Source organism: Simplicispira sp. GW247-4R2A, assembly GCF_059424465.1.
Map to the genome: position 1 here is coordinate 1 of NZ_JBWKZM010000044.1, position 13014 is coordinate 13014.

8 protein-coding genes and 6 pseudogenes are annotated in these 13014 nt (G+C 63.3%); 2 read left to right on the forward strand and 12 right to left on the reverse strand.

Translation table 11 applies throughout. The annotated features are described in order from the left end of the window. Window positions 1-89 precede the first annotated feature (89 nt). From AC07ZH_RS20145 to AC07ZH_RS20190, 10 genes and pseudogenes are all read right to left on the reverse strand, one after another. Window positions 90-1454 carry an MFS transporter gene (locus tag AC07ZH_RS20145; protein WP_495201074.1) on the reverse strand — a complete coding sequence of 455 codons (1365 nt, stop codon included), beginning with the start codon at window positions 1452-1454 and terminating at the stop codon, window positions 90-92. A gap of 154 nt (window positions 1455-1608) precedes the next feature. Then, window positions 1609-1719: pseudogene (locus tag AC07ZH_RS20150) on the reverse strand (FAD-binding protein); the annotation flags it as partial. Next, a complete protein-coding gene (locus AC07ZH_RS20155; protein ID WP_495201075.1) occupies window positions 1716-2648 on the reverse strand; it encodes an electron transfer flavoprotein subunit alpha/FixB family protein in 933 nt (310 codons plus the stop codon). The pseudogene AC07ZH_RS20150 and the gene AC07ZH_RS20155, both read right to left, overlap by 4 nt. Window positions 2649-2659: 11 nt before the next feature. Further along, window positions 2660-3421 carry an electron transfer flavoprotein subunit beta/FixA family protein gene (locus AC07ZH_RS20160; RefSeq protein ID WP_495201076.1) on the reverse strand — a complete coding sequence of 254 codons (762 nt, stop codon included), beginning with the start codon at window positions 3419-3421 and terminating at the stop codon, window positions 2660-2662. After that, the gene (locus AC07ZH_RS20165; protein WP_495201077.1) at window positions 3418-4326 is read right to left on the reverse strand and encodes an amidohydrolase family protein; all 909 of its coding nucleotides are present in this window, start codon (window positions 4324-4326) and stop codon (window positions 3418-3420) included. Before AC07ZH_RS20165 ends, AC07ZH_RS20160 begins: the two co-directional genes overlap by 4 nt. Before the next feature lie 45 nt (window positions 4327-4371). After that, window positions 4372-6231, reverse strand: coding sequence for a feruloyl-CoA synthase (locus tag AC07ZH_RS20170; RefSeq protein ID WP_495201078.1), 1860 nt, complete (start codon window positions 6229-6231; stop codon window positions 4372-4374). A 79-nt stretch (window positions 6232-6310) separates the two neighbouring features. Then, a complete protein-coding gene (locus AC07ZH_RS20175; RefSeq protein WP_495201079.1) occupies window positions 6311-8095 on the reverse strand; it encodes an acyl-CoA dehydrogenase in 1785 nt (594 codons plus the stop codon). A 74-nt stretch (window positions 8096-8169) separates the two neighbouring features. Further along, the gene (locus AC07ZH_RS20180; RefSeq protein WP_495201080.1) at window positions 8170-9624 is read right to left on the reverse strand and encodes an aldehyde dehydrogenase; all 1455 of its coding nucleotides are present in this window, start codon (window positions 9622-9624) and stop codon (window positions 8170-8172) included. A gap of 65 nt (window positions 9625-9689) precedes the next feature. Next, complete coding sequence (locus AC07ZH_RS20185; protein WP_495201081.1) at window positions 9690-10523, reverse strand: p-hydroxycinnamoyl CoA hydratase/lyase; 834 nt, start codon at window positions 10521-10523, stop codon at window positions 9690-9692. Window positions 10524-10630: 107 nt separating this feature from the next. Further along, window positions 10631-11003: pseudogene (locus AC07ZH_RS20190) on the reverse strand (transposase); the annotation flags it as partial. A 70-nt stretch (window positions 11004-11073) separates the two neighbouring features. Here AC07ZH_RS20190 and AC07ZH_RS20195 point away from each other — a divergent pair. Continuing rightward, a pseudogene (locus tag AC07ZH_RS20195) lies at window positions 11074-11964 on the forward strand (transposase); the annotation flags it as partial. Here the strand turns inward: AC07ZH_RS20195 and AC07ZH_RS20200 are convergent. Both AC07ZH_RS20200 and AC07ZH_RS20205 read right to left on the reverse strand, forming a co-directional pair. Next, window positions 11962-12213, reverse strand: a pseudogene (locus tag AC07ZH_RS20200) (IS630 family transposase); the annotation flags it as partial. The pseudogenes AC07ZH_RS20195 and AC07ZH_RS20200 overlap by 3 nt on opposite strands. Next, window positions 12099-12666, reverse strand: a pseudogene (locus AC07ZH_RS20205) (DUF4372 domain-containing protein); the annotation flags it as partial. The pseudogenes AC07ZH_RS20200 and AC07ZH_RS20205, both read right to left, overlap by 115 nt. A 124-nt stretch (window positions 12667-12790) precedes the next feature. Here AC07ZH_RS20205 and AC07ZH_RS20210 point away from each other — a divergent pair. After that, a pseudogene (locus AC07ZH_RS20210) lies at window positions 12791-13014 on the forward strand (transposase); the annotation flags it as partial.

Here is a 13014-nt window from a genome sequence, read left to right on the forward strand (position 1 = left end):
CAACCACCTCGCTGCAGCCATCATCGCCCTGCGCAAGATCGAGCTGCCAGTTAATATTATTTACGGATAAATCCTAAGTGCGGTGCAGGTCAGACATCGGCCGGCTTGAGTGCCAGCGGTTTGCTTTCCGCATGCAATGCGTTCTTGACGTAGACTGCTATGGCGGCGATAACCGCCGGAATGGCCAGCACGGCAAATATCTGGTCAAAACTGAATTGGCGGCGTTGCAGCTCGGCGACCAGAAACGGCGCGGCGACCGCGCCGATGCGCCCAATCGCCATCATCCAGGAAACCCCAGTAGCACGCCCCGCCGTCGGATAGAAAGCGGCGGACAAAGCGGGCATGCAGGTCTGCGTAGTATTCATCACGGCGCCGCCGAGGAAAACCATCACGACGAGCCAGCCGAGATTGCCGACTGCCTGACCGATTCCATAGATAAATACGGCAGTAAGCAGATAGCCGACCATGATCACCCGGTTCGCGTTGAACTTGTCCATCAAGAAGCCGAAGGCGATCGCCCCGACGCCGCCTAGCGGAAAGAGCGAGGTCACCAACATCGTCGTTTTCGACTCGAAGCCGGCATCCTTGAGTAGGATCGGCATCCAGTTGATCAGTGCATAGAAGATGACGATACCCATGCCGTAGGTCACCCAGAGCATGACAGACCCCATCACGTACGAACGCGACAGAATCAGCGCGACGCCGGACTTGCCCTGATCAGCCGCGACCTTGGCGAACATCGTTTCACCAAGGACGAACTGATTTGCGTCGCCGAGCGTGGCCGAAATTCGCGACAGGATGGAGCGGACACGCTCGGCCGCAGCGCCTCGGGCAACCAGGTAGCGGACCGACTCAGGCAACACGAGCAGCATGACCAGGGCCAGACAGATCGGCAGGATGCCGCCGAGCTCAAAAACGCTACGCCAGCCCCACTGCGGAATCATCCAGGCCGACAAGAAGCCACCAAGGGCCGCGCCCAACGGAAACCCGGTAAACATCGTGCTGGTCAAAAGCGCCCGCCGGCGGGTCGGTGCAAACTCACTGGCCAAGGTCACTGCCAAAGGCATCGCCGACCCGAGCCCGAGTCCGGTGATGAAGCGCCAAGCCACCAAATCATTCAGGCTGGCCGCCGTGGATGCGAGCAGGCTGGCCGCACCGAAGAGCGCAACCGCGCCGCATAGCAGGAATTTTCGTCCCAGCCGATCGGCCAAGGGACCGATCACAACTGATCCGAAAGCCAGGCCAGCAAGCGCTGCACTGAGCACGGGCGCCAACTGCGGCTTAGCGATTCCCCACTCCTTGAGCAACGACGGCGCGATGTAACCGATTGATGCCGTATCGAAACCATCGAGCAAGATGATTAGGAAGCTGAAGATGAAGATTACCCACTGGAAACCCGAAAATTTGTTGTTGTCGATAAATTTCTGGATATCGACTATCTGGTTCTGATGCATGATGGTATGTCTCCTGTTTTTAGCTGTGGTGTGACTTGTGAAAACTGCCTGAATCTCAATCGATAAAGCAGTGGGGCACTTGGATCAAAAGCCGGCGCATCCTGGATCACATGTTCGGACAGGTCGGCCCTTCACCGCCCTGCGGGGTGATCCAGATACCCTCTTGCGCAAACAGTTGCTTGAGCCGGATCGCTGACGCCAAACCCGCCGGTCCGCCGCCGATGACTACGACATCGAATTGCATGGATTTGCGCCGCTTCTTCATGCGAGGGCCGCGCGCAGTTGCGGTACGATCTCAAAAAGATCGCCGACGAGGCCGTAGTCGGCGATCTGGAAGATCGGCGCGTCCGGGTCCTTATTGATCGCGACGATCACCTTCGAGTCCTTCATCCCCGCCAGGTGCTGGATCGCGCCGGAAATACCAACTGCGATATAGAGCTGCGGCGCGACGACCTTACCGGTCTGGCCGACCTGGTAGTCGTTGGGCACGAAACCGGCATCGACCGCGGCGCGCGACGCGCCCAGCGCCGCGCCGAGCTTGTCGGCGAGCGGTTCGAGCAGGGCGTGGTAGTTCTCACCGCTACCCAAGCCACGGCCGCCGGAAACGATGATCTTGGCGGCACCGAGTTCCGGGCGTTCCGACTTGATCAGTTCGCGATGAGTCAGCGAGCATTGGGCGGTATCGGCCGCTGCGGCGATGGCTTCGATTTCGGCGTTATTTCCAGTGTCGACCGCATCGAAGGCGGTGGTGCGGACGGTGATGACGTTGACGGCATCGGCGCTCTTGACCGTCGCCAGCGCGTTGCCGGCGTAGATCGGGCGGACGAAGGTATCTGCCGACTCGACACCGGTGATCTCGGAAATCTGGGCAACGTCGAGTAAGGCGGCGACGCGCGGCAGCAGGTTCTTGCCGAATGCCGTCGCCGGGGCGAGAACGTGGCTGTAGCCGGCGGCGTTGGCGAGGACCAGGGCCGTTAGGTTCTCGGCGGTCTGGGTGGCGTAGTGGCCGGCGTCGGCGAACTTGACCTTGGCGACGCCCTGCAGCGTCGCGGCTTGCTGGGCGGCAGCGGCGCAGTCGGCACCGGCTACCAGAATGTGGATGTCGCCACCGATTTCCCGAGCTGCGGCGACGGTATTCAGCGTTGCGGCCTTGAGGCTCTGGTGGTCATGTTCCGCGATGACAAGAATGGTCATGAGGATTCCTTTTAGAGAGGGTGCTTAGAGCACCTGGCTTCGTTCTTGAGCTTGTTCACCAGTTCGGCGACATCGGCGACCTTGACCCCTGCCGAGCGCTTGGCCGGTTCGACGACCTGGATCGTCGTCAGCCTCGGCGTCACGTCGACGCCGAGATCGGCCGGCGTCAAGGTGTCCAGCGGCTTCTTCTTGGCCTTCATGATGTTGGGCAGGGTCGTGTAGCGCGGTTCGTTCAGGCGCAGGTCGGCGCTCACCACGGCCGGCAGCGCAACGGCCAGTGTTTCTAGGCCGCCGTCGATTTCCCGGGTGACCGTCGCCCGGCCGTCGGCGATCTCGACTTTGGAGGCGAAGGTCGCCTGCGGCCAGCCGGCCAGCGCGGCGAGCATCTGGCCGGTCTGGTTGGCGTCGTCGTCGATGGCTTGCTTGCCGCAAATCACCAACTGCGGCGCTTCCCTTTCACACAGCGCCTTCAAGAGCTTGGCGACGGCCAGCGGCTGCAGTTCGACGCCACTCTCGACCAGGATGGCGCGATCGGCGCCGACCGCCAGCGCGCTGCGCAAGGTCTCCTGGCAGGCGGCCACGCCGCAGGAAACGGCGATCACTTCGGTCGCGATGCCGGCTTCCTTCAAGCGCACCGCTTCCTCGACGGCGATTTCGTCGAAGGGGTTCATGCTCATCTTGACGTTGGCCAGCTCGACGCCGCTGCCGTCCGCCTTGACGCGGACCTTAACGTTGTAGTCGATGACCCGTTTGACGGGGACCAGAATCTTCATGGCTGTCCTTTAGTGTTTGGTTTGTCACTCGCGTCCGCCGCGCCGCGAAGGCCCAGCAGGCGCATCGCATTGCACTTCAAGATCAGCGGCGCGACTTCCGGCTTGAAGCCCGCCATCTCGAAATCGGCCAGCCAGCGGTCCGGGGTGATCAAGGGAAAATCCGAGCCGAACAAGATGCGTTCGCGCAGTAGCGTGTTGGCGTACTGCACCAGTTGTGGCGGGAAGTAGCGCGGCGACCAACCCGACAGGTCGATCCAGACGTTCGGCTTGTGCAGGCACAGCGACAGGGCTTCGTCCTGCCAGGGCCAGCTTGGGTGCGCCATGACGATCTGCATGTCGGGGAAGTCGATGGCGACGTCCTCCAGCAGCATCGGATTGGAATTGGCCACCCGCAGACCGCCGCCGGCGCGCATGCCGCTGCCGATGCCGGAATGGCCGGTGTGGAAGATCGCCGACAGGCCGTATTCGGCGATCACTTCGTAGAGCGGCCAGGCGAAGCGGTCGTAGGGCAGGAAGCCCTGCACGGTCGGGTGGAACTTGAAGCCGCGCACGCCGTGCTGCTCGATCAAGCGGCGCGCCTCGCGCGCGCCCATCACGCCCTTGTGGGGGTCGATGCTGGCGAAGGCGATCATCATGTCGCTGTTGTCGCGCGCCGCCTCGGCGATCTCCTCGTTGGGAATGCGGCGGTGCCCGATCTGGGCTTCCGCATCGACGGTGAACATCACCAGGCCGATCTTGCGCTCCCGGTAGTAGGCGACGGTCTCGGCGATGGTCGGCCGGCGGTCCGAGCCGAAATACTTGTCGGCCGCGCGGTCGAATTCATCGCCAAAATGGTCGTTCCCCTGGCAGCAGGATACCTCGGCATGGGTGTGGAAATCGATGGCGATCAACTCATCGCAGTTCATGTCACTTGTCCTTCAAAATAGATTGCGCACACCTTCGGCATCAGCTCAGGCCTTGATCGCGAAGTCGTCCTGGCCGTTGTACAAGGCGTCGATCAGATCGGCGCGCCGCGTCAGCACGGCGCGCTGGTTGATCGAGCCCTTGTCGGTCACTTCGCTGTGATCGATCGACGGCAGGGTTTCCAGTAGACGGACCCAGGCAATGCGATTGGCCGATCCGGTCGCCGTGCTGTTGACGCGCACCAGCAGCTCCTTGAAGTGGGCGCGTACGGCCGGATGAGTCATCACCTCGAACAGGTCGGCCTCTTCGCCCAGTGCAGCCAGTTGCCGGCACTCGGCGACGCGGCCGAAGATCAGCAGGCCGACGTCGTCCCGGTTCATGCCGGCCACGACGACGTCCTGGACATACGGCGCCCCGGTCGTGATGACCTTGGCGCGCAGCGGCCCGACATTGACGAAGGTGCCCGACGACAGCTTGAAATCCTCGGCGATGCGGCCGTCGAAGACCATGCCGAGCTCCGGTTGCGCATCGTCGACGAAGCGCAGCGCGTCGCCGGTGCAGTAGTAGCCCTCGGCGTCGAACACCTCGCGGCTTTGCTCCGGGTTGCGCCAGTAGCCGGGCATCACGTGCGGGCCGCGCATGCGCGCCTCGAGCTTGCCGTCGGTGGGCACCAGCTTGACCTCGCAGCCCGGCGCCGGCAGGCCGACGTAGCCGGCGCCGATCACGCCGCCGGTCGAGAACAGGCAGGACGGCGAGGTCTCGGTCATGCCGAGGCCGACCATCATCCGGATCTGGTGGCCGCAATGCTCCTCGGTGACGCGGTCGAGGCGGTCCCAGGCCGCCTGCGACAAGCCGGCGCCGGCGAAGAAGAACAGCTTCAGGCGGGCGAAGAATTTTTCGCGTAACTGGCTGTCGTGCTCGAGCACGACGGTCAGGTCTTCCCAGGCCTTGGGCACGTTGAAGTAGACGGTCGGCGAGACGTCGTGCAGGTTACGCAGGGTTTCCTCGAAACGCTTGGCGGTCGGCTGGCCGTCGTCGATGTAGAAGCTGCCGCCGTTGTACAGGGCGATGCCGACGTTGTGGCTGCCGCCGAAGGTGTGGTTCCACGGCAGCCAGTCGACTAGCACCGGCGGCTCCTCGGCGAAGCAGGGGAAGGTCTGCAACAGCATCTGCTGGTTGGCGCACAGCATGCGCTGGGTCGTGACCACGGCCTTGGGCAGCTTGGTCGAGCCGGACGTGAACAGGAACTTGGCGATGGTGTCGGGCCCGACTGCGGCGTTGGCGACATCGACCGTTAACGGCTCCACCGCCAGTAGGTCGGCGAAGGACGTGGTCGGGCGGCCCGGCAGCGCGCCCTTGCCTAGCACGATTTCAACATCGGCGTCGACGGCGCCGGCGATGGCCTTGGCGAACGGCTCGCCCGCCGCCGCGTAGACCATGCCCGGCGTCACCGTGTCGACGATGTGGCGCAGCTTGCCGTAGTCGGTGGCGACCAGCGAATAGGCTGGCGACACCGACGAATAGGGGATGCCGGCGTACATCGCGGCGAACATCAGCTGGCTGTGTTCGAGGTCGTTGCCGGAAAGGACCAGCAGCGGCCGCTCGACCGACAGGCCGCAGTCGAGCAGCCACTGGCCGATGCGGCGCACGCGGGCCAGCATGTCGGCGTAGCCGATGCGGACCCATTCACCGTCCGCGCCGCGCGCCGCCATCAGCGTGCGCTCGGGGAACTGGCGCGCGCCCTCGACCAGGCGGTCGGTCAGGCGCAGCGGGTAGTCGCCGAGCGCTTCGAGCGGCCGGATATGCCAGACGCCGTCGGCGTCGCGGCGGATGTCCGCCGGCGGATGGCCGATGCTGACCGGCCGGTAATCGGTTTCGACGATCGGTTTGAAAGCTGCATTGTTCATCTTGTCTCCTCTAGTTATTGGTCTGGCGATCCTGCGCGGTGTTCAAGACACCTTGGTTAGCGCGGGACGCCGGTGGAATTCAGGCCCATAGGGCGGCGTCCGGCGCCAGGCCGACGCAGGCCGAGGCGGCCACCGTTTCGGCGTGGCCGCGCACTTGCGGCGCATAGGTGGCGAACCAGAAGCCTGCCAGCGCCAGCACGCCGCGCAGGTAGTCGGCGTTGTCCGCCTTCCGGGCCAGCGCGGCTTGCGCCGCCCGGGCCGCCTGGGCCATGCGCCAACCGGCGCAGACCAGGCCGGTCAGGTGTAGGAAAGGCACGGCCGCTGCCTGGACGGTACCGGGGTCGCTCTTACCGTTCGCCAGCAGAAATTCGGCTGCCCGTTCAAGATCGCCGACATTGAGCGACAGCGCTTCGGCATGTGCGACCAGTTCCGCAACTTCGGCCAGGGCCGCGACTTCGGCGCGGATGTCGGCCAGCAGTTCGCGCAGGGTGGCGCCGTTCTCGCGCAGGATCTTGCGGCTGACCAGGTCGTTCGCCTGGATGCCGGTGGTGCCCTCGTAGATGCGGGTCACACGCGAATCGCGATAGTGCTGGCTGACCCCGGTTTCCTCGACGAAGCCCATGCCGCCAAAAACCTGGATTGCGTCGTCGCAGACCAGATTGCCTGTCTCGGTGTTCCAGGCCTTCAGCACCGGCATCAGCAGATCGATATAGCGCCGACAGCGGTCAGCCACTTCGGCCGCCGGATTGTGGCGCGCATGGTCGAACCAAGCAGCGGTAGGATAGACCAGGGCCCGCATCGCAAAGATGCGGGTGCGCATCGCCAGCAGCTGGCGCTTGACGTCAGGATGGCCGGCGATCGGCCGACCGGCCTTGCCCGCCACATTACCCTGGCTGCGCTCGTGGGCATAGCGCAGCGCCAGCTGGTAGGCGCGCTCGGCGAGGGCAACGCCGTGCAGGCTGACGCCGAAGCGGGCCTCGTTCATCATCACGAACATATATTCGATGCCACGATTGAGCTCGCCGACCAAGTAGCCGACTGCCTCGCCGTGGTCGCCGTAGGCCATTGTGCAGGTCGGACTTCCGTGGATGCCCAGCTTGTGCTCGAGGGAGACGGCGCGTACATCGTTCTTGGCCCCGAGACTGGCGTCCGAATTGACTAGGAACTTGGGCACCAGGAACAGAGAAATACCCTTGATCCCGGCCGGCGCATCGGGCAGGCGGGCCAGCACCAGGTGGACGATGTTGTCGGCGAGTTCATGGTCGCCGTAGGAAATGAAAATCTTCTGACCGAACAGGCGATAGCTGCCGTCGCCGGCAGCCTCGGCGCGCATGCGCACCGCCGCCAGGTCGGAACCGGCCTGCGGCTCGGTCAAGCTCATAGTGCAGGCCCACTCGCCGCTGACGATGCGCGGCAGGTACAGGGCCTTCAGGGATTCATTGGCGGCAGCTTCGAGCGCCTCGGTCTGGCCGAGGGTTAGTTGCGGCAACATGGAGAAGGCCAAGTTGGCCGAGAACCACATTTCCCAGACCGGCGCCCAGAGGGCTTTCGGCAGCCCCTGCCCGCCGTACTCGGACGGCAGCGAGAGGCCGAGCCAGCCGGCGGCGACGAATTGATCCCAGGCTTCCTGCCAGCCGTCGGGAACGACCACCCGGTCGCCGTCGAGCCGGCAGCCCTGGACGTCGCCGAGCTTGTTCAGCGGCGCCAGCACCCCGGCGGCAAATTTGTCGGCTTCCTCAAGGATGCTGTACACCAGCTCCGGTTCGGCCGCCTCGCAGCCCGGCAAGGCGGCGATGCGGTCGATGCCGACCAGTTCATCGAGGATGAAGCGTATATCGCGCATGGGTGCGCCGTAGGTATCCATTCGTCCCTCCCCAACTGTAGGCGAGGGCCGGGCCCACGCCAAAAAATCTGAAAATTTGATTAACTGCCGGCCCCTCACACCGGGTAATGACGGTGCGTCGTCTGGATGGTGATCCAGCGCAGGTCGGTGAATTCCGCCACCCCCGCCTTGCCGCCGAAGCGGCCGTAGCCGGAAGCCTTGACGCCACCAAATGGCATGGGCGCCTCGTCATGTACGGTCGACGAGTTGATATGGCAAATTCCCGACTCGATGCGCTTGGCCAGCGCCAAGGCGCGCCCGATGTCCTTGCTGAATACCGACGCCGCCAGGCCGTACTCGCTATCGTTGGCGAGGCCGATCGCCTCCTCATCGCTATCGACGCGCAGCACCGAAACCACCGGGCCGAAGGCTTCTTCCCGATAGAGATCCATCGTCGCCGTCAGGCCGTCGACCAGGACCGGCTGCAGCACCACGCCGTCAGCGCACACCGGGCCGGTGACCAGCGTCGCGCCCTTGGCAAGCGCGTCGGCGACCAGGCGTTCAACGCGCGCCGCCGCCTCGGGACTGACCATGGCGCCGAGGATGCAACCTTCGCTGCCCGGCTTGCCAGCCTTCATGCCGGCCACCTTGGCCGCGAGCTTGGCGAGGAAGGCGTCGGCCACCGAGCGGGACACGATGATGCGGTCGGTCGACATGCAGATCTGGCCCTGGTTGAAATACGAGCCGAAGGCGGCGGCGGTGACCGCCTCGTCGAGGTCGGCGTCGTCGAGCACCAGCATCGGATTCTTGCCGCCAAGTTCGAGCACCGCCGGTTTCAGGTATTGCGCCGCGAGCCGGCCGATGATGCGGCCGACGTGGGTCGAGCCGGTGAAGTTGACGCGCTTGACCGCCGGATTGGCGATCAGCCGCTCGACCAATGCCGGCGCGTCGGCCGGGGCGTTGCTCAAGACGTTGACGACGCCGGCCGGGAAGCCGGCCTCCTGGAACACCTCGCCGATCAGCCGGTGCAGGCCCGGGGTCAGTTCCGAGGCCTTGAGCACGACGGTGTTGCCGCAGGCCAGCGGCACCGCGATGGCGCGGGTGCCGAGAATCACCGGCGCGTTCCACGGCGCGATGCCGAGCACCACGCCGGCCGGCTGGCGAATCGCCAGCGCCAGGTTGCCGTCGACATCGGAGGGGATCACCTCGCCGCCAACCTGGGTCACCAGGCCGGCCGCGTCGCGCAGCATGTTGGCCGCCAGCATCGCGTTAAAGCCGTACCAGGCCGGCGTCGATGCCGCCTCGGCAACCCCGGTAGCCACAAATTCCGGGGCACGCTGGTCCATCACGTCGGCCGCCTTCAACAACAGCTTGCGACGCTCGCTCGGCGCCAGTGCCGACCAGACCGGGAAGGCGGCGGCGGCGGCAGCGACGGCAGCGTCGGCATCTTCGGGCGTAGCCGCGGCGGCCAACGTCACCACCTCGCCGCTGAGCGGACTCTTGCGCTCGAAAGTGGCGCCATTGGTGGCGGGACGGCTAACGCCGCCGATCAGCAATTCAATTTTATTCATGGTCTCCTCCTTGATCAAGTCCCGGAGCCCGCGGCGGGCCGCCGGTTTCTTCGCAGCGTTTTGGTTTACTTGCGCCGATAGGTTTGCAGGCCCGGCTTCAGGGTCTTGTCGTCGAGAAATTGCTTCATGCCTTCTTTGCGCCCCTGCTCCGGATCGCGGCCGATGCACTGGTCAAGCTTGGCGTACAGGTAGTCCTCGCACTGATCCCAATCCAGCTCACGGCAACGCTTGAAGCCATTCTTGGCGTAGCGCAGCACGACCGGATTCTTGGCCAGCAGCTTGTTTGCCAGTTCCTTAACCTCGTCACGCAGTTGGGCGCGCGGCACGCTCTTGTTGACCAAGCCCATCTGGGCGGCCTTCTGGCCACCGAACGGCTCGCCGGTCATGATGTAGTAGAGCGACTCGCGATGCCCGACGGTATCGGCCATCGCCTTGCTCACCAAGTTGCCAGGCGGGATACCCCAGTTGATCTCAGACAGGCCGAAGGTCGCTTCGTCGGCGGCGATCGCCAAGTCGCAGGCGACCAGCGGCGAGAAACCGCCGCCAAAGCACCAGCCGTTGACCATCGCGATAGTCGGCTTGTTGTACATGCGTAAAAGCTTCCACTGCCATTCGCAGGCATCGCGGCGCGAACGCTCCTGGAAGATTTCCGACTTGCCGTCGGTTTCGCGGAAGTATTCCTTGAGGTCCATGCCGGCGGTCCAGGAGTCGCCGGCGCCGGTCAGCACCAGGACAGCGGCTTCCTCGTCGAGTTCCAGGGTCTGGAGTACATCGATCATTTCGCGATTGAGCGTCGGGCTCATCGCATTGCGTTTTTCGGGGCGGTTCAGCGTAACCCAAGCGATGCCTTCCTCAAGATCGACTTTCACGCAACTCCAGCGACTTTCATACTTCTTCATTCTCATCCTCCTTGGTTCAATGATATCAGGCACCCTGATATGCATCGAATGATAGTGGATAAAAATTGAAACGCAAGTCCCTGCAATCACTTTCTCAAAAATTAATTCCGAGCTTGGCCAATGGTGCGAATGAGCTTGCCACCCATTGGGCGCATCTGGGCAAAGGGGTGTTCCACTCGGGCCTTGGTTTTTGCAATGCGCTTGTTGTGCTCGTCGAGCACTTCATCAAGGTGCATGCTGTCATGCTCGCTGGAGATGCCAGTGGAGATTTTGCGGATGAACTTGTGCCACACGTCCACGCTGATGCTGAACTTGTATCCGTGAGCAGGCAAAGGCGCTGGTAGCTCATGCGGTCCAGGAGCTGGTACTCGGCTTGTGCATCGCTGAGGTTGTAGAGGTGCTTCAAGACCAGCACACCATGACCTCAGTGGGGTACGGCGGACGCCCACCCTTGCTGGCGTCCCCTCTAGGAGTCTGTCGGACTTTCCTGGCTCCTCAAGAGTAGCGCGATCCGAGACAATTGTGGCAGTGCATACAGGACTACTTCGCGATGAGCCGCTTTGTTCCCGTCGACCGAGATACGGCCTACCTGTTACCGCCCTCGGTAGACGAGTGGCTGCCAAATGATCACCTGGCGCGCTTTGTTGTCGAAGTGATCGAGCGGCTCGATCTGAACGACCTCGTCAAGCAGTACGCGGGCCGCGGCTGTGCCGCGCATCACCCGGCTGTTTTGCTGGGGCTGCTGATCTACGGTTATGCCAATGGAGTGCACTCCAGCCGCAAGATCGAGCGCGCAACTTACGACTCGGTAGCGTTTCGCTACGTGGCGGCCAACACGCATCCCGACCATGACACGCTGGCCACATTCCGCCGCCGCTTCCTCAAGGAGGTGGAGGCTCTGTTCGTGCAGGTGCTGGTGCTGGCGCGCGAGATGAAGCTGCTGCGGCTTGGCCACATCGCGCTGGACGGCACCAAGATCGGCGCCAACGCGAGCAAACACCGCGCGCTGTCGTGGGCGCACGCCAACAAGATCGAAGCGCAGTTGCGCCAGGAGGTGCAAACCCTGCTGGCCCTGGCCGAGACGAGCGACCGCGCGGCCAAACCCGACGGCATGGACGTTCCCGCCGAGATTGTCCGGCGCGAGGATCGCCTGAGCGCCATCGCACAAGCCAAGGCCCAGATCGAGCAGCGCGCGGCCGAGCGTTTCAAGGCCGAGCAGCAGGAGTTCGAGGCCAAGCAGGCAAAACGAAAGGCCCGGCGCGACGCGTGCAAGAAGCCCCGCGGCAAGGACCCCGAGCCGCCGCAGACTACCCCCAAGGACGGCGACCAGGTCAACCTCACGGATGAAGAGTCGCGCATCATGCCCGTCTCGGGCGGTGGCTTCGAGCAAAGCTTCAACGCGCAGGCCGGCGTGGACACCGAGACGATGATGGTGATTACCCCGGTTGGTCACGGTGACAATCATGGATAACTTCTGGCGGGTGCTGCCCACGGTGTAAGCCACGGGCGTTTGACCCTCCGGTGCGTAGCTCCTGCCACGCACATCGGTGTTGACCAGTACGGTCTCATCACCCCACCTGCTTCGAGTACCAAGTCGTCCAGCACATTGACCTCGTGGGTCTTGCCGTCGGTGATATGAAGAAAGCTGGGGATGGAGCCATGCAGGTCCAGCAGCGTGTGCAGTTTGATAGCGGCCTTGGTGGAACGAAATGGTGCCCATGGATGCAACGACAGACACAAATCGATGGTGCTGGCGTCGAATGCGTAGATGGCCGCGATCCAGATCGATTCCCAGCGGCTCCTTGGCATACAACGGCCTGGCTATGGCGATCAGATGTTGAGCAAAGTCGGCATAGATTTGCCAGGGGCGTGTGGCATTCGCATTGGCCAGCGTGTTGCGCGAAATCGTAGAGCAGCGAAAGCCCATGTGGTACAGCCGATTGGCTTGTGCCCGCAGATTGACTTCGATATCGCGCAAGGACTCCCTGTAGGTCAGTTGCGCAAACGCCATGGCAAAGAATTGGTCCAGGCACGAGAAGTCCTTGACCCTGTAGTCACCACGATGCCTGGCCACGCACCTGCGAAAGGTACTCATGGGCAGGTAGGCCATGAGCTGAGAAAACACAAGCTTGCCTTGGTGCATACCGGCCCTTCACGCAGCTGCGCAAAAAGCCATAAGTCTGCCCCTCGACGTTCAAATCGAGACTAGACTGAAATCCAGATTTCTTCAAAGAAATCATTAGCTTACGAAACCATAACGTGAGAACGTTGCCACCGTGACCAACCGGGGCAAGGCGCGCTGGATGATCATTGACGAGGCCTTCAACAGTGACAAGCTCATCGAGTTCCTGCGGGCGCTGATCAAGGACGCGGGCAAGAAGGTGTTTCTGATTCTGGACAACCTGCGGGTTCATCACAGCAAGCCCGTCAAGGCTTGGCTGGCCGAGCGAACAAACCAGATTGAGGTGTTCTACCTACCCAGCTACAGCCC